This window comes from Deltaproteobacteria bacterium (assembly GCA_019912665.1).
GTDB lineage: Bacteria > Desulfobacterota > GWC2-55-46 > GWC2-55-46 > GWC2-55-46 > UBA5799.
In genome coordinates this window covers 34,983-60,273 of the sequence record JAIOIE010000030.1, presented here as the reverse complement: position 1 = coordinate 60,273, position 25,291 = coordinate 34,983, and the positions used below count along the sequence as shown (strand labels likewise).

Sequence of the window (25,291 nt, the reverse complement as noted above, 5' to 3'; positions counted from 1 at the left end):
GCCCCGCCCACCCGTCCTCCTCCGTCCTTTTAAGGAAGACCGCCGCATCAGGGTCGTTAGGGCTTATCTCGCTTATGGCCAGGGCCGTCTTTTTTGCCTCATCGGTCCTGGAAGAGGCGTTATAAGACTTAAGGAGCGCTTTGAGAAATTTCAATTGCTGGTGGGTATCGCCCTTGAGCCTATAGACCTCCGCGAGGCCTGCCATGACCTGCTCGTTCGCTGGGCTGCTATTATAAAGGCCCTGGTACATCTTCTCGGCCCTGTCGAGCTTGCCTTGCGAGACGAGCCTGTCGAATATAAGCGAATACTCGGCCATGGCGTCCTTGTCGAACGACATGCGCTGGTATATCTCGGCGAGCTTCAAGCGGACCCCTATGTTGTCAGGGTCCACCTCGACCATTTTTTTGAGAAGATCGAGCACCTCGGCTGATTTCCCGCGGCGCTCGAAGTAGGTGACGATATAGCTGTACTCGCTTATCGCGTCCGCGATAAGCCTCTGCTTGGTGTAGAGTTCGGCGAGCTTGTTGTGGACTTCGATCGCGTCGTCAAGCTTCAATATCTGCTTGTAGACGGCTATGGCCTTCAGGTAGAAGCCCCTCTGGGCATTGGCCTTGGCGACCTCGGTATACTCCTTTATGGCATCTTCTTTCCTCCCGAGCTTGACGAAAAGGTCGCCAATCCTGAGGCGTATGGAGATGTCCCTGGGGTCTGCGTCGACCGCCGCCCTGTACTCGGCTATGGCCTTATCCAAATAGCCCTTCTGGGCGAGCTTCTGGGCCTTGTCTATGAGTTTTTCCTTAAGAGCCATATACCCCCGATACTACCATATCGAAATATCGGCAATTCCGTAGAAATCCAAAGGGCCAAACCCAAAAAAATTATAACATATTTTTTTTACGTGAAAAATCAAGAGCTTGGGCCTGTCCTGGTGCGCTCCCGGAACAGGCAAGGAGAAGGCCGCCTTCGAGCTCCCCTGCGAGCCTCTCTTCCCAGCTTGAGAGCCCCGAGGCCTCGAAGGATGCACTGAACCCCTCGGAAAACCTCCTGACAAGCAGGTTTTTAAGCTCTCCGGCCCCTATACCGCTCCACTCGTCCACAGCGGCCATCGCGGAGGCCAATCCAGGGCCGAAGACCTTTTCGTTAAGCTCCAGGTCGGCGCTAACGAGTATTGAGCCGTGCTGCAGGAATGCGCGCCTGAAGCGCCTTTGGGCGCTCCCGACAAGCTTCCTTCCGCCTGCCATGATCTCGAACCTGGACGGCGACTGGAAGCAGGCCCTGCTCCGTCCAGCGCCGGATCTGCCCTTGAAAAGCGCGGCCTCGACCCCCGCGTCTTTAAGGGCGGCGGCTATGCACCCGCTTATAACGGAATATGCGCCGGTAATGCCGCCTGAAAAGAGCGTGTCGTCGGAGAGCCCGGTTACCGAATAGGTGACCTCGTGCCAGTGGACGACCGCCCTGCCGCCCGTGACCCTCCTTACTACAGGCAGGCCCAGGCCCAGAAACGGGCCGGGGTCCTGTAGATAGCCGAGCGAGATGGTGGGCCGGTCCCAGCCGTAGAGCCTGAGCGTCGGACGGCCGCTCCCCGACTCGAGGGACCTGAGAATGGAGGAGTCCCTGGCCATGTTCACCTGGCCTGGCAGGTCTCCGTCTATTATAAGCCTCCAGTCCATCGGGCTCTCCAGATGATTAAGGTCCGGCATGGCCCAGGTCAGGGACGCGCCGTCGGATAAAACTCATCAGGGTGCTCAAAAAGCTCAAGATGCAAGGAGTCGAAAAATGAGGAATGAGGCGTACTTTTTTTGTACGCCGTAGTTGCCATTTTGAAGACGACGCAGCAGATTGGGCTTTTTCAGCACCCTGTCAGGTGAACCGCGAGAGGAAGTCTATGTTGGTATTTCCGGCAATGAAATCGTGGTCCCTCATTATCCTCAAGTGAAGCGGTATGTTCGTCTTTATGCCGCCTATGTGGAACTCCTCAAGCGCCCTGGTCATCCTGGCGATGGCCTCCTCCCTGGTATCGGCGTGCACGATGAGCTTGGCAAGGAGGTTATCGTAGTGAGGGGGCACGTTGTAGCCGCAGTATATGGCGGTATCGACCCTCACCCCAAGGCCGCCGGGGATGATGAGCTCGGTTATCTTTCCGGGGCAGGGCATGAAGGTCTTGGGGTCCTCCGCGTTTATGCGGCACTCTATGGAATGCCCCTTCATCGTCATGTTTCTCTGCTTAAGGCGGAGCTTCTCCCCGAGCGCTATCTTTATCTGCGATTTCACGAGGTCCACCCCGGTGACCATCTCGGTTACCGGGTGCTCCACCTGGACCCTGGTATTCATCTCCATGAAATAGAAGTTCTTGTTCTTGTCAAGGAGGTATTCGACCGTGCCGACGTTCGAGTAGCCGATGCCCTTGGCGAGCCTCACCGCGGACTCGCCCATCTTGTGCCTGAGCCTCGCGTCCATTACGGGCGACGGGCACTCCTCAAGTATCTTCTGGTGCCTCCTCTGTATGGAGCACTCCCTCTCTCCGAGGTGGATGACGTTCCCGTGCTCGTCGGCCATGACCTGTATCTCTATGTGGCGGGGGAGCTCGCAGAACCTCTCTATGAAGACCTCGCCGTCGCCGAACGCGGCGACCGCCTCGGACTTGGCGGTATTGAAGGCGCTCGCGAGGCTCGCCTGCGTGTGCACCAGCTTCATGCCCCTTCCGCCCCCGCCGGACGCGGCCTTTATGAGGACCGGGAAGCCTATCTTCTTCGATACCTCCAGGGCTTCCTTCTCGTCGGAAAGGCCGCGGTTGCTCCAGGGCAGCACCGGCACCTTAAGCTCTTCGGCGAGCCGCTTGGCTTGCACCTTGTTGCCCATGAGGCGCATGGTGTTCGAGGTCGGCCCGATGAACTTGATCCCGCATTTTTCGCAGGCCTCGGCAAAGCCCGCGTTCTCCGCAAGAAAGCCGTAGCCGGGGTGCACGGCCTCCGCGTCAGCCACCTCCATCGCGCTTATAAGCGAGGTGATGTTCAGGTAGCTGTCCTTGCTCTTTGCCGGGCCTATGCAGATCGCGCCGTCGGCAAGCCTCGTGTGCAGGGCCTCCCTGTCGGCCTCGGAGTAGACCGCCAGCGTCTTTATGCCCATCTCGCGGCAGGCCCTGATTATCCTGACCGCAATTTCACCCCTGTTAGCTATCAGTATCTTGTTGAACATCCGTATCCTTTGCGGTTTCCCCTGCGGGCCGCGCCGAACCGGCGCGGTGCGGGTTATTTCGAGACCTCTATGTGGAAGAGGGGCTCGCCGTACTCTACGGGCTGGCCGTTCTCGACGAGTATCGAGACGACCTTGCCGTTAAAGTCGCTTTCGACCTCGTTCATGAGCTTCATGGCCTCTATTATGCAGAGTGTCTGGGCCTTCTTCACGACCGACCCGACCTCGATGAAGGGCGAGGCCTCGGGCGAGGGCGACCTGTAAAAAGTGCCGACCATCGGCGAGGTAATGACCTTTATGTTGTCCGGCCTGGCCTTTCCGGCGTCTTCCTTCACCGGCTCCTTTTGAGGCGCGCTGGCGGGCGCGGCTTCCGGCATGGCCGCTTCCCTTGCGGGAAGCGCGGCATAGGCGTTCCCCCTCTTGAGCCTCACCTTGCCGTCCGGCCCCTCCAGCTCGAACTCGACGATATCCGTTTCCCTCAGGAACTTGTAGATGGCTTTTATGTCCTTTATGTCCATTGGTCCTCCTCAGACGTCTTCCTCAAGAACGATTTCAAAATGCGCTTGCCTTCCCCAATGCACCTTTTCGCAGGGTGTTGAAAATACCCTGCTAAGCAATCCAGGGATGGATTGCCAAATTGCGAAGAATATCCAAGTCGAGCAATTTGTGAGGCTTGGACGGATCCATTCCGACCAAGCCGTGGTTGAAAAAGTCCAGGAAGGACTTTTCAACATCCCGTTATACCTCGATCAATTCCTTCGCCGTCTTCGTAAGGAGCTCGCATCCGCCCTTCACTACGAGCGCCATGTCCTCTATCCTCACGCCGGCGTAGCCCGGGAGATATATGCCGGGCTCTATTGTGACGACCATGCCCTCATCGAGGACGTCTTCGGAGAGCGGGCCGAGCGAGGGGCGCTCGTGGATGTCGAGCCCGACCCCGTGGCCGGTCCCGTGCCCGAAGAACTTACCGTACCCGGCCTTCTCTATGACTTTCCTCGCCGCGCCGTCCACCTCGGAAGCCCTTCTGCCCGGCCTTATCGCATCGATGGCGGCTGACTGGGCGTCCTTTACTATGCCGTATATTTCCCTCTGCCGGGGCTTAAGCTTCCCGGCAGCAAAAGTGCGGGTCTCGTCAGAATTGTATCCGTCCATCAGGACGCCCATATCCACAACAACGAGCTCGCCTTTTTTTATCCTTTTCCCTGACGCCCTGCCGTGCGGGAGTGAACCGCGCTCGCCAGAAGCGATTATCGTGTCGAAGGCCATCGCCTCGGCGCCTTTTCTCCGGAGGTCCACCTCTATGGAGAAAGCGGCCTCGCTCTCGATCGCGCCCGCCCTTACAAGCCGCGCGGCCTTCCTGAAACCGACGTCAAGAAGGTTTGCCGAGGCCCTTATCTTTTCGACCTCGAAGAGGTCCTTCCTCTCCCTCAGGCGCTCTATAAGGCCGTCCGCAGGCCGGAGCCTTACTTTCGGGAGCGCCTTGGCGAGTTTCCTGTACGAGGCATAATTGAGGTTCGGGGCCTCGAAGCCGAGGGCCTTTATCCTCTTCTCAAGTACGAGCGCGGATATCTCGTCCAGCGCCTTCCTGAATATCCGTATTTTGAAGCCCTTGACCTCTTCCCTGGCCTGGGCCGTGTACCTCGGGTCAGTAAGGAAAAACGCCTCGTCGTGCGTTACGACAATAAATGCGTTCGAGCCGGTAAAGCCGGAAAGGTATCTCGCGTTCTTGAGGTCGCTTACTAGGATGGCGTCAAGCTTATCACCGAGGAGCGTCCTCAGGCCCCTCAGCCTCCCCCTGTAGTCCGGTTCCCGCTTAGCCCCCAAGCGCCTGCCCTCTCAGCGAAGCTCCTCGGAGGCCGTAACTGCGGCCTTCCGGAGGAGATACCTTGCCTTTCCGATATTGGAGTCGCCCGCGAGGACGAACGCTATGTAGTAGTCCTCTGACGCCATCCTGAGGAGTATGTCCACGGAGGCCGTCGAGACCATGACCTCCTGGACGCTCCCCAGGTTAAGGAGGTCGGAGGCCTTTCCTATCTCGTCCACTACCTTGCCGTACTCGACCCCGACGGTCTCGACGTCATATCCGCCGGACTTTATAAACTGCTCGACGGATATGCCGTCCCTGCCCATGAGAGTCGCGGCAACGCCGCCGTCGATAGCCTCGACCAGTTCCTTCAATATGCTCTTGAAAGGCATCTTTCCCGACCTCTCAGTTCTCGTCCCTGGCGGGCTTTTTCCTTCCGCGCCCGGCTGCAAGGGCCTTGAGACGCTCTATCCTGAAACTCAGTGACTGGTCCCAGGGGTTCGTATCGGCCAGGATCTTGTAGACAATCAGGGCGTCCTCGTAAAGGCCCTGTTTTTCCAGGACCTCGGCCATGGTTGCGGTAAAAAAGATATCATCTCCGGCCTTTATGTTCCTCATGCTCTCCGGCCCTGGTTTAATGTCCTAAATTATTAAAGAAACGGCGGCAAGTCAAGATAAAAAGGGGTTCCTCCCCTGTGCTCATTCGCGCGTGTAAGACTCAAGAAATCCGAGGATATCCTCCTCCGGGACCTCCTGGAGGACTACCTTCCCGAGCTCTATCGCCAGCACGAACCTTATCCTCCCTCCGACGACCTTCTTATCGAGCCTCATGGCATCGAGGAAGTCCCTAGGTGGTATTGCCGGAGGCGAAAAGGGGATGCCGAGGGCCTTCAGGAGTCCCTCGATCCTCGGGCCGCATTCGCGGCAAAGGCCGAGCCTTTCCGAGAGGCCGGCCGCCATGCGCATGCCGATTGCGACCGCCTCGCCGTGCCTGTACGCTCCATACCCGGCGAGCGCCTCTATGGCGTGGCCGAAGGTGTGGCCGAAATTGAGGATGGACCGGAGGCCCTCCTCCTTTTCATCAAGGCCGACGACCTCGGCCTTGATCCTGCACGAGGCCGCTATGGCCTTCTCTATCTCGGGACCTGGCGTAAGGAGCTTCGAGGCGTTCTCTTCAAGGAACGCGAAAAAACCGGAGTCCCATATGACCCCATATTTGACGACCTCGGCAAGCCCCGCTTTCACCTCCCTTTCCGGAAGGGTCTTTAGCACGTCTGGGTCTATGAATACCGCCCTGGGCTGGTAGAATGCTCCTATGAGGTTCTTCCCCCTCGGATGGTTTACCGCGGTCTTTCCGCCTACGGAGCTGTCCACCTGGGAAAGGAGTGTCGTAGGGACCTGGATGTAAGGCACGCCCCTCAAGTATGTCGCGGCCACGAACCCGGCCATGTCCCCTATGACCCCGCCGCCGAGCGCTATTACGGGGGAGGACCTCTCAAACCGTTCCGCGATGAGCGCGTCGTATATCTTCGAGGCCTCCTCAATGCTCTTGTATTCCTCGCCGTCCGGCACGGTGATTAAAAAAGGATCGAGCCCTGCCGAGGCAAGGCTTTCAACGACTGTTCCGCCGTAAAGCTCCCCGACCGTGGGGTTCGTTATGACAGCTGCCCTGCCTTTTAGGCCGAGGTCCCTTACGAGACTGCCCATGCCTTTGAGGATACCCCTCTCGACATGGATGTCGTACGACCTTTCCTTGAGCTCTACCCTTATGGCGCCCATTTTCCGCCTTGCGAAGATATATTAAACTTCAAATGCAAACTCTTGATACTGCTATATTCCTTTTATGCGTCGCGCACGTATCTCTCGATTATGTCCGCGACCTCGTCAGCGCTCTTTCCGGTGGTTTCCACCTCAAGGTCGCAGTCCCTGTACGCAGGTTCCCTTTCGCGAAGGAGCCTTAGCGCCGCCTCCCGCCTCTCGCCAGCCGGGAGGAGCGGCCTGTCGTCCCTGTCCCCGACCCTCTTGAGTATCTCGTCAATTGATGCCGTAAGGCATACGAGCGTGCCCCAGCTCCTGAAAAGGGCACGGTTCCCGGGATTGACAACGGCGCCTCCCCCGGTAGAAAGCACGAGCTTGCCGCCGAAATCCCCCGCGGCAAGCCTTTTTATGATGCCGGTCTCTATTGCCCTGAAGCGGGCCTCGCCCTCTTTCCCGAATATTTCCGATATGGACATGCCGGCCTCTTTTTCGATAAGCTCGTCCATGTCCACGAACTTATGGCCGAGCCTTCTGGCAAGGACTCTTCCGACTGTCGTCTTCCCTGTGCCCATGAAGCCCGCAAGAACTATATTCACTTCCGTCGCCGTCCTGAATACCGCGTTTTTAAAGACCTGGCATATCCAGTGATTTACCGGGATTCCCTTATTCCCGCCTGAGGCTTAATAAGCGGCTATATCGTCGAGGTAGCCCCGATAGTTACGCGCGATCTCCTTAACCGAATCGCCGCCGAACTTCTCGATGAAGGCGTTGGCCAGCTCGAATGCCACGGCCGATTCGGCTATGACCGCGGCTGCCGGGACCGCGGTCACATCAGACCTTTCGACACTGGCCTTGAAGGGCCTTTTCGTTTCTATGTCGATTGACCTCAACGGCTTATAGAGAGTCGGTATGGGCTTCATGGCGGCCCTGAGGACTATAGCCTCGCCGTTCGACATGCCCCCCTCTACGCCGCCCGCGTTGTTGGTCTTTCTCCAGAACCTCGGCGAGCGAGGCCACCACTTGCTTTTAGCGCGCCCGCTTCTATAGAAGATCTCGTCGTGCACCTCCGAGCCTGGAAGCGCTGCCACGCCGAACCCCAGTCCGACCTCAACGCCTTTTATGGCCTGTATGGACATCAGGGCGAAAGAGAGCCTCGCATCCAATTTCCTGTCCCAGTGCACGTGGCTTCCGAGCCCGGGCGGGGCCCCGGCCACAACGACCTCGAACGAGCCGCCGAGGCTGTCCCCGGCCTCTTTCGCTCTGTCGATGCGGGTTATCATTGCCTTTCCGGCCTTTTCATCAGGACACCGGACCGGAGAGGCCTCGGCCAGCCTGAAAAGGGCCTCTGCCCCGCCCCTGTTGCCAAGGGCCGCGCTCCCGGCCTTTACCCCTCCGAGCTCAACGACCCAGCTGAAGACGCTTATGCCGAACTCCTTTAAGAGCCTTTTGGCGAGCGCGCCTGATGCGACCCTCATAGCCGTTTCCCGCGCGCTCGAACGCTCGAGTATGTTCCGGAGGTCCCTGTGCCCGTACTTGAGGCCGCCGGTCAGGTCCGCGTGCCCGGGCCTCGGCCGCGTGACCGACCTGTCGGATAAAGCGCTCTCGGCGGCCATTATCTCCTTCCAGTTCTCCCAGTCGCGGTTCCGTATCTTGAGCGTAACAGGTGAGCCGAGGGTAAGCCCGTTCCTTACGCCGGATGTTATCTCCACGCGGTCGGATTCTATTTTCATCCTGCCGCCCCTGCCGTATCCCGACTGCCTCCTTTTAAGGTCCGCGTCGATATCGGCTGAGGAGACCTTCAGGCCGGATGGCATACCCTCAACTATGGCCGTAAGCTCCGGGCCGTGCGACTCGCCGGCAGTAAGGTATCTGAGCATTTTTCAAGCCCCTTTCAGTAGGATGCTGAAAAAGTCCATCCGGGCCTTTTTCAGCCACGACTTGGCCGAAGTGAATTCGTCCAAGTCTTGCAAATTGCTCGACTTGGATAGTCTCGCAATTTGGCAATCCATCCAGGATTGCTTAACAGGTTGCTTTTTCAGCAACCTGTTAGACCTGTTTGGGATGGAGCTCCTCGCCCCGCAACCCATTATTTATATAACTTTTTAGGCCTTCCATAAATAAAAAAATGCACCCCGAAGGGTGCATTTTTCGCGTTTAGGTTGAAAGGCGGGGCTTAGCCTATGGTCTTCTCCTTCAATATCTTCGGGGTTATGAAGATCAGGAGCTCCGTCTGGGTGTCCGCAACGGACTTGCTCTTGAAGAGCCAGCCCAGGACCGGTATGTCCTTGAGGAACGGGATGCCGCGCTCGCTGTTGTTCTTGTCGGTTATGACTATTCCGCCGATGACGGTCGTCTCTCCGTCCTTGACGAGCACGTCGGTGGTGGCCTCCTTCTTGTTGATGGAAGGCTGCCCGCCGGAGGTCCTGAACGTGCCTATGGAGTTCCTCGATGCGTTTATCCTCATGAGGACGCTTCCGTCCGGGGTTATATGCGGGGTCACAGTGAGGCTCAAGTTAGCGTCTATGAAGGTCGTCGCCGTGCCCGCGGCGGAGGTCGTCTCAAAGGGTATGGACTCGCCCTGCTCGATCTTGGCTTCCCTGTTGTCCAGGGTAGTGACCCTGGGTCTCGATATCGTCTTAAGCTGCCCCTGCGTTTCGCCGGCGGTGAGCCTCAGGTCGAGGATGAGCGGGTTAGCGCCGATTTTACCGAACATGAAGCCGAATGCGCCGAGCGGTCCCGCGGTGCCCGTCGCCGGGAGGTTCACGGCATAGTTGCTCACGCCGGGCCTGGACGGCCATTCCTTCTTCTCGAGAGGGAATGCCCCGCCCTCCTCGGCGATCCCGATTATCCTGCGGTCCGGGCTTAACGCCCATGATCCGAAGCTGGAAGAGCTGCCGAGCGTGTTGAACTGGTGCTTGTTCCCCGCCGAATAGTCGACGCCCCACTGGATACCGAGGTCCCTGGCGAAGCTCGAAGACGCCTCGACGATGCGGGCCTCTATTAGCACCTGCGGAATGGGGGTGTCGAGCTTGGTTATGACGTTCTTTGCGGCGTCTATTCCCTTCCTTATGTCCCTTATCACCAGGGTGTTGGTGCGCTTGTCGGTCGTGACCTCGCCCCTGTCGGTAAGGACGCTCTTGACCTGGTCCTTGAGCTCGTCGGCGTTTGCGAAGTTGACGGCCACGAACTCGATCTCCATGTCCTCCAGCTTCTCGCCCGCCTTCTTGGCGGCGAGCAGGGCCTCGTTCTCCTGCCTTATCCTCTGCGCGGGCGCGACCCTTATGACGTTCCCTTCCTGGACGCTGTCCAGGCCCTTGGATTTCATTATGATGTCAAAGGCCTGGTCCCAGGGGACGTTCTTCAGCCTTAGCGAGATGGTACCTTTTACGTCGTCAGACGCTATGATGTTCATGCCGCTGACCTCGGCAAGCAGCCTCAAGACATCGGCTATGTTGGCGTCCATCATGTCGAGGTTTACCTTCTTGCCGTTGTAGCGCTTTGCTTCTGCGAGCTCTTGAGAAATCGCGCTCGTTTCGGAAACGACCGGAGCGGCGGGCTCGGCCTGGACCGCCTTATCCGTTGCGGCGGCCGCCTCCGTGAAGTCGACGACTATGGAATTGCCGGCTTCCTGGACATTGTACGCGGCCTTGTCCTTGAGCTTTACGAGCACCCTTACCGAGCTGGGGCTTACAGAATCCTGATAGGAGCTTACCGATGCGACCGGCGTTTTGAGCTTGGACGCGTCGAGCGTCCTTACCAGGGTATCGGGGATGACCGCTCCCTTGATGTCCAGGGCTATTGTCTTCCCGTCCTTGCTCTCTTTCGTCCTGTACTCGAGCTTCGAGGCGCCTGCAATAGTAAGCCTCCCCTTATCTCCGACCCTCGCGTAATCTATCCTGTCTATATTGGTTCCCTTCACCTCATCCTTTATAGATATGGTCTTTTCGGATGCAGGCTCGGCTGCTGTCGAAATTGCCGGGACCGCCGGAAGCGCCGGGCTCGATGCCGCTACTTCCTCGGGCTTTGCGGCTTCAGGTTCCTTAAGAGGCTCAGCGAGCGCCGGGGCAGCTGCAATTTCCGGGGCCGATGCCGCTATTTCCGCGGGCTTCTGGGCCTCAGGCTTTGCCTGGAGCGCCGCCGTTACCGCCGGGGCGGGGGCTGCGGCCTGCAATGCGCCAGGCCCCACGGTCAGTACTATAGCGCCGTTTTCAACCCTTACGGAATGCGGAGGGAGCTTCTCTCCCTTCGCATCGAAAACAAAGCGGGCCTTGTCAGGGTAGCTTCCTATCCTTACGGTCTTCACATATTTATCATTCAGGTTCCTGGCGTCCTTGCCCGTGGAATTACGCACGCCCCATACATCGAGCACTATCCTCGCAGGCTTGGCAAGCACGAATGCGTTGTGGTTGCCGGCCAGGCCGTCGGTCAACACCTTTATAACGGTATTCTCGCCCTCTGAGGCGGTCTCAAGGCCGGTCACCTTCGTGGCCTTCTTCGCCGGGGCGGTCTTTTCGACTATAGTTTCAGGTTCCGCCTTTGCGGCCTCGCTTACGGCGGCTGGCCCATCCGGCTCGGCTTGCCCTTCAGCGGGCGCTGCAGCCGTCTCAGGGAGGGTCTCTTCGATGACGGCATCGGCAGAGGCAAGCTTGAGGGAGCCCGCCTCCCCTGCCTCTTGATCTCCCTTATTGAGGCTTACGAGGATGCTGTTCTCGCTTGACTTGACCTCGTGGTCAATGCCTTCCCTGAGGCCTATTACTATCCTTCCGATATCCTTGTTCTCGCCGTAGACTGCCGTGGTTATCTCGCCGACGTAGTCGTTTCCGACGGCAAGGGTCTTCGCGACCTTCTCAAGGTCTATCCCCGGCATGTCGACTATCAGCCTCGACGGGGAAGACAGCTTGAAGACGGTGAACTTGACCGGGCCTGTCGTCCCGATGAGGACCCTGTCCCCCTCTCCGACCACGTCGATGTATTCGACCGATACGGCCGAGGCGGCAGGCGCGGCAGCCTCTGCGGCCGGCTCTGCCTGTATCTCCTTTGGGCCGGTCGAAGCGCAGCCTGCCGCGGTCAGGGCGCCTCCGAGCATGATACCCATGAGGGCCTGCCTCAACCGAACATCTCTCAAACTCATAAAAACCTCCGTTTATGCTTCCCTTGTGAGCGGCTGGATTCCATTTAAGGCTGGGGCCGGATGGCCGGGCCTTTTTCTAGCCCTCACCCTGATGCCGGGCGAAGGGCGGTCATTCTGAAAAAAAATCATGCGCCTGTCTTTTCAGGCAGCCTGAGCTCGATATCCTCGGAGGACCTGACCTTGCCCGCCTCGTCTCTTGATACCTCACGGATGACAACGGCATTCGAGGTGAACTTCATGACTTTTCCCTCCCTCGTGCCGAGCGTGTCTCCACTTCTGATCACATACCGCTTTGAGTCAGGGGCCTGGATAAGAGCATAGCCCTCGGAGTCTGCGGAGCCGACGACCACCGCCATGAGCTTGAACGAGTTGAGCTCGCAGCACTCGAGCGGGCCCTTGATCCTGGCCGGGCCCTCGATGCCCCTTGAGGCGATTAGATGGCTCTGGAAGGGGTTTCTCAGGTCGGCAGTTCCGCCGGATTCCGTGCCCGCCGTCTGCACGGGCGTTTCCGCTGCCTTTGCCTGCTCCTTCTTGGCGGCCGGCTTCGCCGCCTTATCCACGACCGCCTCTTCGGTCTTGCTGCACGAGGCCGCAAGTAGCGGAAGAAACATCGCCAGTGCTATGAAAAGTGTCCTTTTCATCTTATTTTTTCCGGTCTCCTTTTTTCCGGTCTCCCTCTTCCTCCGGCTCTGCCGCGCCCTCCCCTGAGAGGAACCTGAAGGTCGTGGCCACCAGGTCGGTCTTGAGGACAGGCACACGGTTCTTATGGCCCTGGGAGACTACCTCGAGGCTTCCGAGGTTCACTATCCTGGGGAGGTTCCCTATCTTGACGCTGAAGTCGTAAAGGCTGTCGTACCTGCCCTCCACCGTCATCTTTACCGGGACCTCGGCGTAGAAGCCCTTCTCGACCTCCTTGTCGGGCTTGAAAAGCAGGATCTTGAGCCCGGCCTGGACGCCGGCCCCGCTTATGCCGTCTATCAGGTCGGGTATCTCCTTCGCGTTCGGGAGCTGCGCGACGGCTGCCGCGAGCTTCTCCTCCATCTCTTCCTTTTCCTTAAGGTACTTCGGTATGTCCGCAGCTATCTGCCTGCTCTCGTTGAGCTTGACCGTAAGCCCGGAAAGCTCCATGTCAAGCTCCGCCACCCTGGCGTATTTGGGGCCGATGAGGAACCAGTAGAGGAGCCCGGCCACGGCCAGGTTCACGCCCGCGAGTATGAGTATCCTCTTTGAGAGGGGAAGTTTCAGTATCGAATCGAGGTTTATCTTTATCGGAAGGGCCATTATTTTTTCTCCCTGGCCGAAGGTTTCCTGCCGGCCGCCTTGCCTTTGCCTTTCTCGTCGGCCTTGGTCTCCCTCTCGGGTTTTTCCCTTTCAAGGCGGATTACGAAGCTCACCACCTCGGAGCCGGTCTCCTTTTCCGCCTCCCTCTTGGCCACCTCGAGCTCGACCTTGCCTATCCTGGCCTTCTCAAGGCCCCTCATGAACTCAGCGACCACCTCGTCGTCGGACGCGTATCCCTCGATCGATATCTGGTAGTCCTTGTCCCTGAGCGTCTTGACCCAGGCCCTCTGCGGGATGGCCTCGCTTATGTTCCTAAGGAGCCTTACCGGGCCGGTCCTGTCGGACTCGAGCTGGTTTATGATGGCGAGTTTCTCCTCGACTATCCTCTTCTGCTCCTTTATCTTCGAAAGCTCGCCTATCTTCTTCGTGAGCTCGTTGAGCTCCTGGTTCCCGGAGGTTATCTGCTCCTGGAGGCCGCGCGCTTCCGCAGCGGCGATGATGTATACCGCGATCGAGACGGCGGTCACGAAAAAAGTGGCCAGCCCGGCTATCGTGAGCTGGAGGCGTATCGACTCTTTTTTCTTGGCTGCCCTTACGGGCAGGAGGTTTATGCGTATCATCTGTCGGCGAACCTCCGTGTGGCGAGCCCGACAGCCACGCCGAAGAGCGGCGCGGCCTCTTTGAGCCTCTCGGGGTCGAAATGCTTCGGGTTGGCCTCGATGCCCTTGAACGGGTCGACCGGCTCGACAGGCACCGACGTCTTCTCCTGCATAAGGTTCTGCAGGCCCGCGACCTTGGAGCCGCCGCCGGAAAGGAATATCTTGCTGATGTACGAGCCGTGCGCCCCGCCGAGGAAGAAGTCAAGCGACCTCTTCACCTCGAACGCGAGGTTCGTGGAGACCGATTCCAGCGCTGAGGCGAGCTCCGGGGCCTCCTGCTCGGACGGCTCTTTCGACCCGGTCTTCAGGTCCTCGGCGTCCTTGAAGCTTATATTAAGCTGCCTCTGTATCTCTTCGGTGAACTGGTTGCCACCCATGGGAATGGACCTGGTGAATATCGTGATGCCCCCGAGTATCACGCTTATGCTCGTGATGCTCGCCCCGATGTTCACCATGGCGATGTTCTCGCCGGGAGCGAGCGGGTAATTCACCTCCATCATGTTCTCGAGCGCAAAGGAGTCGACGTCTATCACGACCGGATTCAGGCCGGCCTCCTTTATGACGTTGGTGTAGTCGTTTATGACGTCGCGCTTCACGGCCACCAGCATGACATCCATCTGCCCCCTGCCCTCGGCGTCGGTCCCGAGTATCTGGAAGTCGATGTTGACGTCGCTTATGGGGAACGGGATGTACTGCTCGGCCTCCCACTGGATGGAGTCGGCCAGCTCGTCCTCGGTCATGGCCGGGAAGCTGACCTTCTTTATGATGACGGAATGGCCGGTGAGCGACGAGACCGTGTCCTTCACCTTGACCCCGTGCTCCTTTGCGAGCTCGCGGAGCGTGTTGGTGACTGTCATCGAATCGATGATGGAGCCGTCGACTATGGCCTCGGGCGGAAGCTTCGCAATGCCCATCTTCACGAGCTCCCAGCCCTTCTTGGTGCGTTTCATCTGCACGAGCTTTATTGAATTGGAGCCGATGTCGAATGCCACGGCGTCCTTTTTCTTGCTGAAGGAAAAGTTCATTTTACCCCCGTCAGTCCAGGAATATCTTGCCCTTGTCGGAGACCTTTAGGCCTAGAGCGCATATGAGCTTCCGTTTCGTCTCGAGCCTGCAAGGATACCCCTTCTCTACCCGGTCTATCGTAAGCGGAGAGACCCCCGCCTTCCTGGCAAGTTCGGATTTGCTGAGGAGCATGCCCTCACGTATCTTTTTTAGATTATTTCTCGTCATGGCACAAGCACTTTAGTCACACGGTATGGATGGTCTTGAGGGAGAGCCGCGTAGCCACGGGAATTACGAATCTGAGCTGGATTTGTGTGCAATCTATCTCCAATGAGCCATAATTGTCAACATATTTCTTCTAATTGGCACATAATTAACTATAATATCGGCGCATACCCGGATAAGTTTAGGACTTTTTTCATAATGTGGCCCCACGCGTTTCGCGTTGGCCAGCTGTAGTCTGGTTCCCATGCGGGTGTGGGGAGGCAAAGACGGGCACCGGGGACGGGCTCGGCGCTTCTCTCAAACATAAACTATTGCTAATATTCGCTTGAGTCCTCCAGAGCGCGTCGCTTGCCGTTCCTGGCCGGATGCATTACTGATGCGCGACCAGAGAAAATAGCAGAGGGCCACAGGAAAAAAACGAGAATGGCCCTCTCGGTTCAGGCTCACGAAGCGGCCGTCCGGCGTCAAACTATCGAAGCCCGTCCGCTTGTTGCGTTCAGGTTTATGCGGAACTTTACGGAAGCAGACGGATCCTTGATGCAGAGGGTCGCTGCCTGGGCCGAGCCGTTCGGCCTGAACACTATGTTCAGGTCGGCGGTGCTTGCGCAAGCGTCTCCGCTCGCGTAACTAGCGCTTTCGGGGAGATCCGCCCACTGCCTCACGGGCGTCCAGACGATGCTGCCCGAGGGCCGATCGCCCCTGGCCAGCCTGAACCTCTTGGAGTCCAAAGCCAGTTCCACCCTGTGCTCGAGGTTAGTGGACATGGATAGCTGCTTGCAGTCCCTGAGCCCGGAAAGCATGCTCCAGGCCGCCTCCTTATACTTGAGCGACTGAGACCACTGATAGAGCTGCGGGACCGCTATGGCGGCGAGGACGCCGGCTATGGCTAGAGCTATTATCGTCTCGACAAGCGAATATCCGCTACTCCGCATCCTGCTCCTCCCTGCCGATGGTGAGCCTGAACGTCTGGAGCGAGCTTCCGCCGTTGCCGTCATCCACTGATATTACAATCTCGGGCTGGCCCTCGCCGCTCTTTACATCCCATTCTAGCCTGTTGCCTTTGAAAGCCATGCCTTCAGGCCCCTTAACGAGGGAGAACCCTACATCGTCGCCATCAGGGTCTACGGCCCTCACCTCATATATGAAGACCCGTGAGAACTCCGCGGGTGGGGACGATACGAAGCGGGGCGGGGAATTCTTAGCGGAGATGACCCGGGCCTCGAATGCCTCACTCTCGTCGTCGCCGTCGAATGCGACTACCCTCAGTGAAATATCCTGGCCGCGCCTCACCTGCTTTCCGGGAAGGATCTCGCCGTAAAAACGCTCGCCGTTTACCGACCACACGAAATCATAGCGCAGCAGGTCGTTATCCGGGTCATGCCCCTCTGCCTCCGCCGAAATCTCGGTGCCGGCGCTGAAGGCCTCGGGCCTTATCCTTACGGACAGTATCGAAGGGGGCGTATTGGCCGCAACGGTCTCATCCGCCGCCTCCATTCCTCCGGCCTCCGCCGTGACCCTTATGACATCGTCCTTCCGGAACATGCCTTTCCCGAGCGTGTCCCCGCTGGCGTCGACCTCCTCTCCGTTTACTTCCCACAGAAATCCGACATCGCCGGCCCGCCCGCTGACGACCGCCTTCACGTCGGTTCCCGCAGCCGGGCGCTCCGGCGTGAGAGTGACCGACAGCGTAGCCATTTCCGTATCTATCCGCGTCTCAGGCTTCTCGGGGCCGCCCGACTTTTCGCAACCGGATGAAAGAAGAGCTATGGCGACGGAAAGGAAACAGAGTCCCTTTATCAACCGAAATGCGTTCTCACGGCGACTGCATGAAGTCATATTTATGGCTGCCTTTCTTCCGTGCCGGCCCCGGCAGGACATATATCTTTTCCGCTTCAACGCTCCCGTTCGCGCCCGGGTAGCCTTCCACATACACCCATTTTTGCGGTTCAAGCCTGTATGAGGCGATCTTACTGCCCGATGAATCGTAAAAACCGGTCTTATGAGTCACGATTATCGTGTGGCGCTCGTTCAATATGAACCCCGGCCCCTTGAAATCGCTTATTATGCCGTCCAGGAACACATAGTCCTGCGGCCCTGTCTCTTCGGCGCCACACGCCGCGGCGAGAAAGAACAAAAACGCTGCAACAAGGACAGCTATCTTCATCAGCGCACCTCTCTCCAGTAAAGTGGTATGCTAGAGCCGCTCTCGTTTACATCCGGCTTTATTATGGCCCCGCCGGAGCCTATGAGGGCAGAGAAACCCCCGGGGCCCACTGAGGTGACGATGCCCGAGGCTATGCCAGAGCCTATCACTTTCGACCTGTCAGTCCGGTCCTTCGTCGACGTCTGCTCATCGTCAACGTCATCACCGTCAGGCACAGGGTCGTTATAGGGGTTGTAATTGTACGCCGCCGCTGCGGTAAGGTGGCTGGCCGCGTAAAGCACCGACGTGCCGCTGCTGTCCGTAGTACAGACCCCGACGTCTGAAGCCGGGATATATGTCGTATAATAGGCCACCTTTCCGAATGCGGCGGCCCCGGCAAGTGCCTTTTCACCGCTGCCCTCAAGCTCGATATACCATCCGTAGGAGCTCGCGATGCTAACCGAATCCACGTCGGTCGCATCAACGAGGTCTCCTTCCGTCTTGGCCGTGGTCTGCCCGTTGTCCTTCAAGGCATACAGCCTATCGGAAATGTTCGTGGAAAGCGGATGGGCTCGGTCCCCTGTGCCGAAAAAGATGAGCTCGTAGCCCGGCTCCAGCGTCACGGAGGGCTTGTAGAAGATCTTCCTGCTACCACCGGAGCTGAATATCTTGGTCCCGTCCCATGAGGATGTAAGCGTTGACCCGATGTTGAGACGCCACATGTACCCGCCAAGGTCGCCTATGTACACGGTATCCGCGTACCCGTTTCCGTCGATATCAAGGACGGCCGGCTGCGAAAGAATGGACTTTGTCATGCCAGCGTCATCAGCCCTGGTGTACCCCCAGAGCTTCCAGCCGCTCCCGGCGAGGCTTATCGAGCCCGTGGTGGTTATATCCGCCACCTCTATAACGTATATGCCCCTTCCTGTCGTGGACGCGACAGCAGGCTCGGAGTCCTCGGCCAGGTTGTCGTAGCCCGCCCCTATGATAGCCACGACTTTTTTCTTTATCACTCCTCCGACATTGACTCGCACCCTGGCGAAAACCGGCTCGGACCAGCTCTCGGCCAGCTCCGCGTATTCGGTATTCACCCCGGACGGGCTCTCCGTGGAGCTTATCCTCCAGAGATACACCGGCTGGTCAGGGTCGGTCACGTCCAGCGCGTAATAGTAGCCGCCACCCCTTCGCTCGCCGAAAATCACGATTACCTTGTCGCTCCCTGAGTCTATCCTGCCGTCGCCGTTGGCGTCGTAGGTGTATGCCACCGGGGAGGAGTCCACGAAATAGGTGTGGACGGCGGCGGGCATGTGCTTGAGATTCCCGAGCAGGTCGGGCGGGATGAAGGCCCACTTTTCGCTCCCGTCGCAGTCGCTGAAGGCGTGCAGCATCCCGTCATTCGACCCGACCAGTACGATAGACTCGTTCACGCCGCAGTTGTCCTCATCGACATACGAGTACCTGTCATAGTTCACGACCTGCGGCTTTGAGTGGAGCACGTCCCCCATTATCCAGGCCCTTAACTCGTCCGTAATGCCGTTCCCGTCCTCGTCGTAAGAGTCGTATCCGTGCACGTAATCTATCAAGCGGTCCCTCTCGGTGGCATCCGCGACGTCAAGCATTGCGGTGGTGACCGCGGTATTGGAGCTTAAAAGGAGGTTCGTCGGGTCGGTCAGGTCCGTGCTCGACCCGGTATAGGTGTATATGTTCCTGGGGGCGGTGCGGGCGACAAGGGCTTCGCCGGCCCCTCCGCGCTCGACGTCGCCGCCATCCTGGACCAGGCTCCAGAACGAGGTGGCGTTGTCCCTTATGCTCCCGTCGGAATTGGTAGCGTGGGCGCCGTTGCTGTCCGTAACGTTCCCGTCCGAATCCAGGCCGAATTTCTTGAGGTTACCGCTCCAGAACGCCTTGTTCTTGGGTTTGAAAAAGCCCATGTATATCCTGTTTCCCGAGTAAGTCCGGTTCTCGGGGCTTACAGGAAGGACGGGCGCCACGAATGAAGTGTTGTCCTCCACGATAGTAGCCAATATCCGCCTGAGGGACTCGCTCAGGCCGGAGGTCGAGTTTGCGGAATAGTACTCTCCGCCGCCGTTATAGGCAGTCTCCTCGAGGAGCTGCTCGGCGTAGTCGACCCCGGCAAGGCCGAACCCGACCGTGTACGTTATGGCGAACTGTCTTCCGAAGGTCCTCTCCTCCCCGGTATCCGGCAGCAGGTCGGTTTCATAAATGTATTTTGCGACGTCGTCAAGGTAGTCGGAGCCGTTTGAATCGTATTCCTTGTCAGGGTCGTTGGCTGGCTCGTGCCCGTCGCCGTCGCAGTCGCCGTTGTTGCAGATGCTCCTGAGGACCGAGGAACGGTCCTCGGTGGACATGCCGTCGGTGATGAGTATTATATAGTTCTTCTGACAGCTGTATTCTATGGGGCTCGTGTAAGTGTAAGTCCCGTTGAACGCCGTAGCCCCGCCCTGGAAATACCGCATGGCCTCGAACATGGTCTCGGCGAGAGGCGTCCACGTAGTCGGCTCTACATTGTTGACCGTGTTGACATAGGCGGTCCTGTTGGTTGTTGTGCCGGAGAAGATCTCGTCCATATCTTTTATATACGCGTCGTACCCGCCGTATCCGTAGCTGTCGCCCACCCCGGCTATATGTCCTCCGTTGGAGCTGTTGAATATCATCAGGCCGAACTTGGCGCCCTCGGTAGAATTGACGAGATTGGTAAGCACCTCCTGCGCCACATCCATCTTGGGGCGATAGCCGCCGGTGGCGGTCAGCCAGTTGATATAGTTGCCCAGCGCGAAGCTCCCTGATGTGCTCGAGCACGAGCCGTTGGTCCGGAGCCGCCCCTGGTAAAGGCCAGTCTGAAGAAAAGAGTTCCTGGCCGAGTTGCAGCTTATGGTATTGACGTCGTTTATGTGGCTTACCCACGTGCCGCCTCCGGTGGACCTCCACCGGTAGACCTTATTGGTCAAACAGGACTGCCCGTTGCAAGCGTTTACGGAAGCATAGATTGTGGCTGGGGTATATGGGTCGCCGGATATGATCGAGTCGGCCATGCTGCCCGAGTTGTCCAGTATAACCAGGACGTTGGGCTGTATCGTCTCGGTCGTGGCGCCGTAAATGACCGTGTCCCCGGGGTACTGGTCCAGGGCCGAGGCGTCAGGCGCAGCCAGGTGAGAATACGCGAGGCATGCAAGAACGGCGAGACTAATTCTTAGGGACGATCCTTGCGACATTTATCTCTACCTCCGTGCGTGAGTTTAACGGGCCGGTCCCTTCAACGTTTACCGCGAAATAGTTCGCCTCGAACTCGGTCGCGTCCATCCCCGAGCCCCTCGGCGGATTGCCCCGGGTCAGATATTCGACGATCCCGGAGGCGTCGCTCGCCACGGTTTCCAGGCTCACGCCGCCGATCGGTATCGCGACCGACCCCGTGCCTATGGCTGAGTATATGGCCGGGTCGCTCTTGGCGTATTCTATCCCCCTCTCGGCGGCGTAGAGCGACTCGTTCATCACCCTGTGATTTTTAGCGCCGAGCACCTCTGAATTGGACGTGGTAAAGACCATACCTCCGAGTATGCTCATCAGGAATAGCGCGATCAGGGCTATCACCAGCGCCATCCCGCGCTCGTTGCCGGTTATCTTTTTCGCTTCCATCATGGTCACCTGTTCCTTATCCTTGAGATTGCCGCGAACTCTCTGGTCTTAGGCGAGCCCGAAAGCACCGCCGTTTTCACGGTCTCACCCGCTATTACTATTTTTACGTCGCGGACTGCCGAGAGGTCGGCGGGGACGGCGATCTCGGCCGTGCTGCCGTCCAGGACATAGCTAAACTGGAGCCCCCCTATGTTGGTGGCCACTATCGAGTTCTCGGACGGATCTTCATTCATTATCCTCATGAGACAGTTACCGGCGGGACACGGCACGGCCGGGGCGCACCCGGCAGCCGGCCCAAGGCAGTATCTCACCGTATTCGGAAAAGTGTCGGGCAGGGAATCTCCCGTCCTGGCGACAATGAACCCCCGCCTGAGGTCCACGGTGCCACCGTCGAACTGCGGGCTCAAGGTTATGCTCGGAACAGCGGCGTTTTTGGATACGACCGTATACGCGGTCTCCGCGGGCTGGGCCCGCTCGCCGGGGCTTAATATCCTTACCGAGTCCCCGGCGGAGAAGCCGTCGAGGTCGCGCTCGGACGAAACCGCGAGAGTGAAGGCGGCCCCTGACAGGATGTCGACCGTCATTTCCGCGTCTATCCTGCACGCGGCCCCGCTCGCGGTGGTCGTATTCATCGTAAGGAGGTCGCTCGCCACGGGGCCGGCCCCGTCCACCGCCGACGCAATGGGGTCCTGCCCGTCCGGCACCATGAACCCGGCCATCCTCAGGTCCTTCAGTATGCTGTGGACGGCCAGCCTCACGTTCTGCTGCACGTCAGCAACGTCCGTTTCTACATAGGCCACCTTGCGCTGGGTGTTATAGACCGAGAAGATCGCGACAGTAACCATCCCGAGAATGCCCATCGCTATGATCAGTTCGAGGAGCGTAAAGCCCCTATCGTCATTTCTCATTTACTGCCCCGCCTAAAGCACGCTCTTGAGCGATGCGTACCTCGCCATGCGTCCGTTGCTTGTTATAACCACCTCTATGCTCGCAACCCCGGCGACCGGGGAATTGGGAACCACCGAATAGACTGCAGAGTACATCCTGCCCTGCACGACCATGCCCGTTGCGGCAGAGGACGGGTCGAGGTCGTATACCGCGTTCGTAATATTAGATGAGAAGACCGGGTCTGAACCGTCCCTGGACATCAACTCCTCGAGCACCGAGACAGCGACCGAGCTCTCGGCGGCCACCATGTGCGCGAACCGTCCGGACATTATGCCCGTCGTCATCATTGTGGCAACGCCCAGTATGCCGACTGCAAGTACGGATATTGCGATAAGCAGTTCAATCAGCGTGAAACCCTTGTTCTGGCCGGTCCTCATCAGCTTCAGCATCCCGTTGTCACCCTTACCATGCCCGTATTTTAGGATACGCTTGTCTTCATCTGGTCGTCCGCGTTGGGTTCGTTATGCAGATCGAAACAGGATCTCAACAGGCGTAAGGCCTTAGAGAACCCGTGCACATGAAAGGGCGCCTATTCTGCCTATTCCGAAAAGCAAGCGTCGTGCCAAAACCTAAGTTATTGATTTATTTAAAGTCATATATGGAAGGGTGTCATGGAACTATGCACTTTTTTCATAGTCCATAACTTTTTATCTTATAAAGGAGGGCCCGGTGGCTTATCTCAAGGAGCATGGCGGCCTTTGTCTTGTTATTCCCGGTCTGGTCGAGCGCCTTCCTTATAAGCTCCCTTTCCATTGATTCCTGGGCCTTCTTGATGGAGAGGTCGGAAGGTCCAGCGCTCCTTGGGGCCTCGGGTCCGGCAAGGAGCGGGAGGGAGGACTCCCTTATGGTCCCGGTCTCTTCGAGTATCATGGCCCTCTCTATGACGTTCTCGAGCTCCCTTATGTTGCCGGGCCAAGAATATCTCTTTAGCGCCTCCATTGCCCCGGCGGAAATCGCCTTGGGCGGCTTTATGAATTTTCGCGCATACTTCTCGACGAACCATTCGGCGAGTAGCGGTACGTCGCCCTGCCGCTCCCTGAGGGGCGGCAATTTTACCTCGATTACGTTCAGCCTGTAGAAAAGGTCTTCCCTGAAAGCGCCCCTCGATATTTCATGCTTAAGGTCCCTTAGAGTGGCGGCGACGACCCTTGCGTCCACCTTTACCGGCCTGTTGTCGCCGACCCTCCTTACCTCGCCTTCCTGCAGAACGCGAAGGAGCTTTACCTGGAGCTCCATCGGCAGCTCGCCGACCTCGTCTAAGAAAATGGTGCCGCCTTCGGCCTCCTGGAAAAGCCCGGCCTTGCTCCTGTGGGCGTCGGTGAACGCGCCTTTCACGTGGCCGAAGAGCTCGCTTTCAAGTAGCGGTCCGGGAAGGGCCCCGCAATTGACGACGACGAAAGGCCCGCCAGAGCGCCTGCCGCCGTAGTGTATCGCCCGGGCGACAAGCTCCTTGCCGGTGCCGCTCTCGCCCGTAATGAGGACCGAGGTCGAATAATCCGCTATCTTGAGGACGAGACCGAGCACCCCCTCCATAACGGGGTCGGAGGTCCTTATGCCGGACACGTCATATTCCCTCGCGGCCTCCTCCTTGAGCCTCCTGTTCTCCCTCCGGAGCCTCTCCCTCTCCTCGGCCTTCCTCAGGACGAGCACTATTTCGTCGGCCTTGAAGGGCTTGGATATGTAGTCGTAGGCCCCGAGCTTCATGCACTCCATTGCCGAGTCCATCGAGCCGTAGGCGCTCATTATTATGACGGGAGAGGCAACGCCCTTATCGGCTATCGCCTTAAGGAGCCCGGTCCCGTCCATTCCGGGCATCCGTATGTCCGAGAGAATGAAATCGAACTCGTCCTTTTCGAGGAGCGTAAGCCCGGCTTGAGCGTCATGGGCCGAGACCGTATCATAGCCCTCTTTCTTGAGGATCACGGAAAGCATGTGGCGCATCGACTCCTCGTCGTCGATTATGAGTATCCTCATCGGTTCCTCCCGGAGGGGAGGGCGACGGTAAAGACCGAGCCCTCGCCTGGGACCGACCTGAACGATATCTCCCCGCCGTGCGCGTTTATTATCGACTGCGAGACGAAAAGCCCGAGCCCCGTGCCCCTGCCCGCCCCCTTGGTCGTAAAGAACGGGTCAAAGACCCTCTTCGCGTCCTCCCCGGATATGCCGGAGCCGCTGTCGGAAAAAGAGACCGTAATGAACTCCATCGCCGAGGCATCGGTCCCGAGCGGCTGGTCGCTTCTCCTTCTCCCGGCCTTCTTGGGCCGGCTCTCTGTGCCTGTCGATATCCTCACAGGCTTATCAATCATCCCATCCATTGAATGCGCGGCGTTAAGAAGGAGGTTCATGAAGACCTGCCTGAGCTTCCCCCCGTCCGCCATCACTGGCGAAAGCCCCTCCGTTAAATCCATCTCCGCCCTCACACCTTTGAAATCATCCCTCATTGAAAGGACCGTAAGCGTATCCTCTACGAGCGCGTTCACGTCCACGGGCGCGACAGCGGCCCCTTCTCGACGAGGGGGCCGGGCCACCTCCAGGAACTCCCTAACGATTGAATCTATCCTCGACACCTCCCTGGAGGCGCGCTCGACTATCTCGGCCTCCTCGGAGCGGTCAAGGCCGCCCTTGCCGAGGAGGTCCATGTAGCCCCTGAGCGCTCCCAGAGGGTTTCCTATCTCGTGCGCTATGCCCGCGGCGAGCCTCCCGACCGCGGCAAGGGTCGACGACCTCAAAAGCTCGTCCTGCGCGGTCATGAGCTCGACGTTCACGCGCTCAAGAGACCTTATCTCCTCTTCCAGCCTTCCGGCCATGCTGTTGAAGGACGAGGCGAGGCTCCCTATCTCGTTCTCCACGTCGACCCTGGCCCGCTCATAAAGCCTGCCTCCGGCTATCCTGGTAGCCGCCTCCTCGAGGCGCTTAAGCGGCCCCACGACAGAGCGCGAAAGGAGGAAGAGGCCGAATATGATAATGACGGCGGAGTCGAGAAGGGCGTAAATGAGGAGGAACCTTCTGACCCCGGCCATCTCCTCGTTTATATCGGCGAGGCTCAGGACGAACTCGATCCTGCCGTTCCCCTGCCCCGGCCAGCTCACCAGCGCTGATATGCGGAGGCTCTCGCCGGCGCCCATGAACCAGCCGCCGCCGTACCTGAAGGCCTCGAACCCCTCCGTGGACGCGAACCGCTCGCCGGGCCCCTCCTGCATCGAGCCCTCGGCTACAAGCGTCCTGCCGTTCGGGCCAACAAGCCTGAAAGAAGCAACCCCCGCCTCCTTCAAGGCCGCCCCGGTGATGCTTGCGGCAACCGCTACCTCCTTCTGGACCCTGAACGCGGCGCGGACGAAGCTCACCATGTCCCCTGCCTGGCTCGCCTTCCACATGAGCGCGCTCCTCTCGACTATCTTTACGCTGAGGAGTCCTATGAGCCCTATTCCCGCGACGGTCATTATGACCATGCTGGCGGTTAGCTGGAACCGGATGCCGAGGCCATTTTTCAT

Annotated in this window: 25 protein-coding genes; all 25 read right to left on the bottom strand. The window is 58.6% G+C overall.

From position 1 onward, the window contains the following. A partial coding sequence (locus K8I01_12575) for a tetratricopeptide repeat protein (protein MBZ0221253.1) occupies positions 1-808 on the bottom strand: 808 nt, incomplete at its 3' end. A 70-nt stretch (positions 809-878) separates the two neighbouring features. After that, positions 879-1,670, bottom strand: a complete 792-nt coding sequence (locus K8I01_12570; GenBank protein ID MBZ0221252.1) for a lipoate--protein ligase family protein — start codon at positions 1,668-1,670, stop codon at positions 879-881. Positions 1,671-1,860: 190 nt separating this feature from the next. Then, entirely contained in the window at positions 1,861-3,195 is a 1,335-nt protein-coding gene (gene accC, locus K8I01_12565) for an acetyl-CoA carboxylase biotin carboxylase subunit (protein ID MBZ0221251.1), read from the bottom strand. A 53-nt stretch (positions 3,196-3,248) separates the two neighbouring features. Then, the gene (gene accB / locus K8I01_12560; protein MBZ0221250.1) at positions 3,249-3,710 is read right to left on the bottom strand and encodes an acetyl-CoA carboxylase biotin carboxyl carrier protein; all 462 of its coding nucleotides are present in this window, start codon (positions 3,708-3,710) and stop codon (positions 3,249-3,251) included. A gap of 220 nt (positions 3,711-3,930) precedes the next feature. Beyond that, complete coding sequence (locus tag K8I01_12555) at positions 3,931-5,016, bottom strand: Xaa-Pro peptidase family protein (protein ID MBZ0221249.1); 1,086 nt, start codon at positions 5,014-5,016, stop codon at positions 3,931-3,933. A gap of 12 nt (positions 5,017-5,028) precedes the next feature. After that, positions 5,029-5,388, bottom strand: coding sequence for a roadblock/LC7 domain-containing protein (locus K8I01_12550; protein ID MBZ0221248.1), 360 nt, complete (start codon positions 5,386-5,388; stop codon positions 5,029-5,031). A gap of 13 nt (positions 5,389-5,401) precedes the next feature. Beyond that, the gene (locus K8I01_12545) at positions 5,402-5,614 is read right to left on the bottom strand and encodes a hypothetical protein (GenBank protein ID MBZ0221247.1); all 213 of its coding nucleotides are present in this window, start codon (positions 5,612-5,614) and stop codon (positions 5,402-5,404) included. A gap of 81 nt (positions 5,615-5,695) precedes the next feature. Beyond that, positions 5,696-6,775 carry a 3-dehydroquinate synthase gene (aroB, locus tag K8I01_12540; protein MBZ0221246.1) on the bottom strand — a complete coding sequence of 360 codons (1,080 nt, stop codon included), beginning with the start codon at positions 6,773-6,775 and terminating at the stop codon, positions 5,696-5,698. A gap of 62 nt (positions 6,776-6,837) precedes the next feature. Beyond that, positions 6,838-7,326, bottom strand: coding sequence for a shikimate kinase (locus K8I01_12535; GenBank protein ID MBZ0221245.1), 489 nt, complete (start codon positions 7,324-7,326; stop codon positions 6,838-6,840). Between the two features lie 108 nt (positions 7,327-7,434). After that, positions 7,435-8,631, bottom strand: a complete 1,197-nt coding sequence (gene aroC / locus K8I01_12530) for a chorismate synthase (protein MBZ0221244.1) — start codon at positions 8,629-8,631, stop codon at positions 7,435-7,437. 296 nt (positions 8,632-8,927) lie between these two features. After that, a complete protein-coding gene (pilQ, locus tag K8I01_12525; GenBank protein ID MBZ0221243.1) occupies positions 8,928-11,885 on the bottom strand; it encodes a type IV pilus secretin PilQ in 2,958 nt (985 codons plus the stop codon). Between the two features lie 125 nt (positions 11,886-12,010). Next, positions 12,011-12,526, bottom strand: coding sequence for a pilus assembly protein PilP (locus K8I01_12520; GenBank protein MBZ0221242.1), 516 nt, complete (start codon positions 12,524-12,526; stop codon positions 12,011-12,013). A gap of 1 nt (position 12,527) precedes the next feature. Then, positions 12,528-13,166, bottom strand: coding sequence for a type 4a pilus biogenesis protein PilO (locus tag K8I01_12515; protein MBZ0221241.1), 639 nt, complete (start codon positions 13,164-13,166; stop codon positions 12,528-12,530). Then, the gene (locus tag K8I01_12510) at positions 13,166-13,786 is read right to left on the bottom strand and encodes a PilN domain-containing protein (protein ID MBZ0221240.1); all 621 of its coding nucleotides are present in this window, start codon (positions 13,784-13,786) and stop codon (positions 13,166-13,168) included. Before K8I01_12510 ends, K8I01_12515 begins: the two co-directional genes overlap by 1 nt. Further along, positions 13,783-14,850: a pilus assembly protein PilM gene (locus K8I01_12505; protein MBZ0221239.1), complete on the bottom strand. Its 1,068-nt coding sequence runs from the start codon at positions 14,848-14,850 to the stop codon at positions 13,783-13,785. Before K8I01_12505 ends, K8I01_12510 begins: the two co-directional genes overlap by 4 nt. A gap of 10 nt (positions 14,851-14,860) precedes the next feature. Beyond that, positions 14,861-15,058 (bottom strand): helix-turn-helix domain-containing protein, encoded by a 198-nt coding sequence (locus K8I01_12500; protein ID MBZ0221238.1) that lies wholly within the window; start codon positions 15,056-15,058, stop codon positions 14,861-14,863. 461 nt (positions 15,059-15,519) lie between these two features. After that, the gene (locus K8I01_12495; protein MBZ0221237.1) at positions 15,520-15,987 is read right to left on the bottom strand and encodes a prepilin-type N-terminal cleavage/methylation domain-containing protein; all 468 of its coding nucleotides are present in this window, start codon (positions 15,985-15,987) and stop codon (positions 15,520-15,522) included. Next, a complete protein-coding gene (locus tag K8I01_12490) occupies positions 15,977-16,855 on the bottom strand; it encodes a hypothetical protein (protein ID MBZ0221236.1) in 879 nt (292 codons plus the stop codon). The genes K8I01_12495 and K8I01_12490 overlap by 11 nt, the downstream gene beginning before the upstream one ends. Positions 16,856-16,868: 13 nt before the next feature. After that, positions 16,869-17,219: a DUF5666 domain-containing protein gene (locus tag K8I01_12485; GenBank protein ID MBZ0221235.1), complete on the bottom strand. Its 351-nt coding sequence runs from the start codon at positions 17,217-17,219 to the stop codon at positions 16,869-16,871. After that, positions 17,219-20,431, bottom strand: a complete 3,213-nt coding sequence (locus tag K8I01_12480) for a hypothetical protein (GenBank protein MBZ0221234.1) — start codon at positions 20,429-20,431, stop codon at positions 17,219-17,221. The genes K8I01_12485 and K8I01_12480 overlap by 1 nt, the downstream gene beginning before the upstream one ends. Further along, positions 20,403-20,855 (bottom strand): pilus assembly PilX N-terminal domain-containing protein, encoded by a 453-nt coding sequence (locus K8I01_12475; protein ID MBZ0221233.1) that lies wholly within the window; start codon positions 20,853-20,855, stop codon positions 20,403-20,405. Before K8I01_12475 ends, K8I01_12480 begins: the two co-directional genes overlap by 29 nt. A 2-nt stretch (positions 20,856-20,857) precedes the next feature. Continuing rightward, entirely contained in the window at positions 20,858-21,760 is a 903-nt protein-coding gene (locus tag K8I01_12470) for a prepilin-type N-terminal cleavage/methylation domain-containing protein (protein ID MBZ0221232.1), read from the bottom strand. A 12-nt stretch (positions 21,761-21,772) separates the two neighbouring features. Beyond that, the gene (locus tag K8I01_12465; protein MBZ0221231.1) at positions 21,773-22,189 is read right to left on the bottom strand and encodes a prepilin-type N-terminal cleavage/methylation domain-containing protein; all 417 of its coding nucleotides are present in this window, start codon (positions 22,187-22,189) and stop codon (positions 21,773-21,775) included. Between the two features lie 241 nt (positions 22,190-22,430). Beyond that, positions 22,431-23,774 (bottom strand): sigma-54 dependent transcriptional regulator, encoded by a 1,344-nt coding sequence (locus K8I01_12460; GenBank protein ID MBZ0221230.1) that lies wholly within the window; start codon positions 23,772-23,774, stop codon positions 22,431-22,433. After that, positions 23,771-25,291 carry a HAMP domain-containing protein gene (locus K8I01_12455; protein ID MBZ0221229.1) on the bottom strand — a complete coding sequence of 507 codons (1,521 nt, stop codon included), beginning with the start codon at positions 25,289-25,291 and terminating at the stop codon, positions 23,771-23,773. The genes K8I01_12460 and K8I01_12455 overlap by 4 nt, the downstream gene beginning before the upstream one ends.

Bases quoted from the DNA above. Each gene is read 5' to 3' on its own strand.
- K8I01_12570 (MBZ0221252.1), bottom strand. From the start codon at position 1,670: ATGGACTGGAGGCTTATAATAGACGGAGACCTGCCAGGCCAGGTGAAC.
- accC (MBZ0221251.1), bottom strand. From the start codon at position 3,195: ATGTTCAACAAGATACTGATAGCTAACAGGGGTGAAATTGCGGTCAGG.
- accB (MBZ0221250.1), bottom strand. From the start codon at position 3,710: ATGGACATAAAGGACATAAAAGCCATCTACAAGTTCCTGAGGGAAACG.
- K8I01_12550 (MBZ0221248.1), bottom strand. From the start codon at position 5,388: ATGCCTTTCAAGAGCATATTGAAGGAACTGGTCGAGGCTATCGACGGC.
- K8I01_12545 (MBZ0221247.1), bottom strand. From the start codon at position 5,614: ATGAGGAACATAAAGGCCGGAGATGATATCTTTTTTACCGCAACCATG.
- aroB (MBZ0221246.1), bottom strand. From the start codon at position 6,775: ATGGGCGCCATAAGGGTAGAGCTCAAGGAAAGGTCGTACGACATCCAT.
- K8I01_12535 (MBZ0221245.1), bottom strand. From the start codon at position 7,326: ATGGGCACAGGGAAGACGACAGTCGGAAGAGTCCTTGCCAGAAGGCTC.
- aroC (MBZ0221244.1), bottom strand. From the start codon at position 8,631: ATGCTCAGATACCTTACTGCCGGCGAGTCGCACGGCCCGGAGCTTACG.
- pilQ (MBZ0221243.1), bottom strand. From the start codon at position 11,885: ATGAGTTTGAGAGATGTTCGGTTGAGGCAGGCCCTCATGGGTATCATG.
- K8I01_12520 (MBZ0221242.1), bottom strand. From the start codon at position 12,526: ATGAAAAGGACACTTTTCATAGCACTGGCGATGTTTCTTCCGCTACTT.
- K8I01_12515 (MBZ0221241.1), bottom strand. From the start codon at position 13,166: ATGGCCCTTCCGATAAAGATAAACCTCGATTCGATACTGAAACTTCCC.
- K8I01_12510 (MBZ0221240.1), bottom strand. From the start codon at position 13,786: ATGATACGCATAAACCTCCTGCCCGTAAGGGCAGCCAAGAAAAAAGAG.
- K8I01_12505 (MBZ0221239.1), bottom strand. From the start codon at position 14,850: ATGAACTTTTCCTTCAGCAAGAAAAAGGACGCCGTGGCATTCGACATC.
- K8I01_12500 (MBZ0221238.1), bottom strand. From the start codon at position 15,058: ATGACGAGAAATAATCTAAAAAAGATACGTGAGGGCATGCTCCTCAGC.
- K8I01_12495 (MBZ0221237.1), bottom strand. From the start codon at position 15,987: ATGCGGAGTAGCGGATATTCGCTTGTCGAGACGATAATAGCTCTAGCC.
- K8I01_12485 (MBZ0221235.1), bottom strand. From the start codon at position 17,219: ATGAAGATAGCTGTCCTTGTTGCAGCGTTTTTGTTCTTTCTCGCCGCG.
- K8I01_12480 (MBZ0221234.1), bottom strand. From the start codon at position 20,431: ATGTCGCAAGGATCGTCCCTAAGAATTAGTCTCGCCGTTCTTGCATGC.
- K8I01_12475 (MBZ0221233.1), bottom strand. From the start codon at position 20,855: ATGATGGAAGCGAAAAAGATAACCGGCAACGAGCGCGGGATGGCGCTG.
- K8I01_12470 (MBZ0221232.1), bottom strand. From the start codon at position 21,760: ATGAGAAATGACGATAGGGGCTTTACGCTCCTCGAACTGATCATAGCG.
- K8I01_12465 (MBZ0221231.1), bottom strand. From the start codon at position 22,189: ATGCTGAAGCTGATGAGGACCGGCCAGAACAAGGGTTTCACGCTGATT.
- K8I01_12460 (MBZ0221230.1), bottom strand. From the start codon at position 23,774: ATGAGGATACTCATAATCGACGACGAGGAGTCGATGCGCCACATGCTT.
- K8I01_12455 (MBZ0221229.1), bottom strand. From the start codon at position 25,291: ATGAAAAATGGCCTCGGCATCCGGTTCCAGCTAACCGCCAGCATGGTC.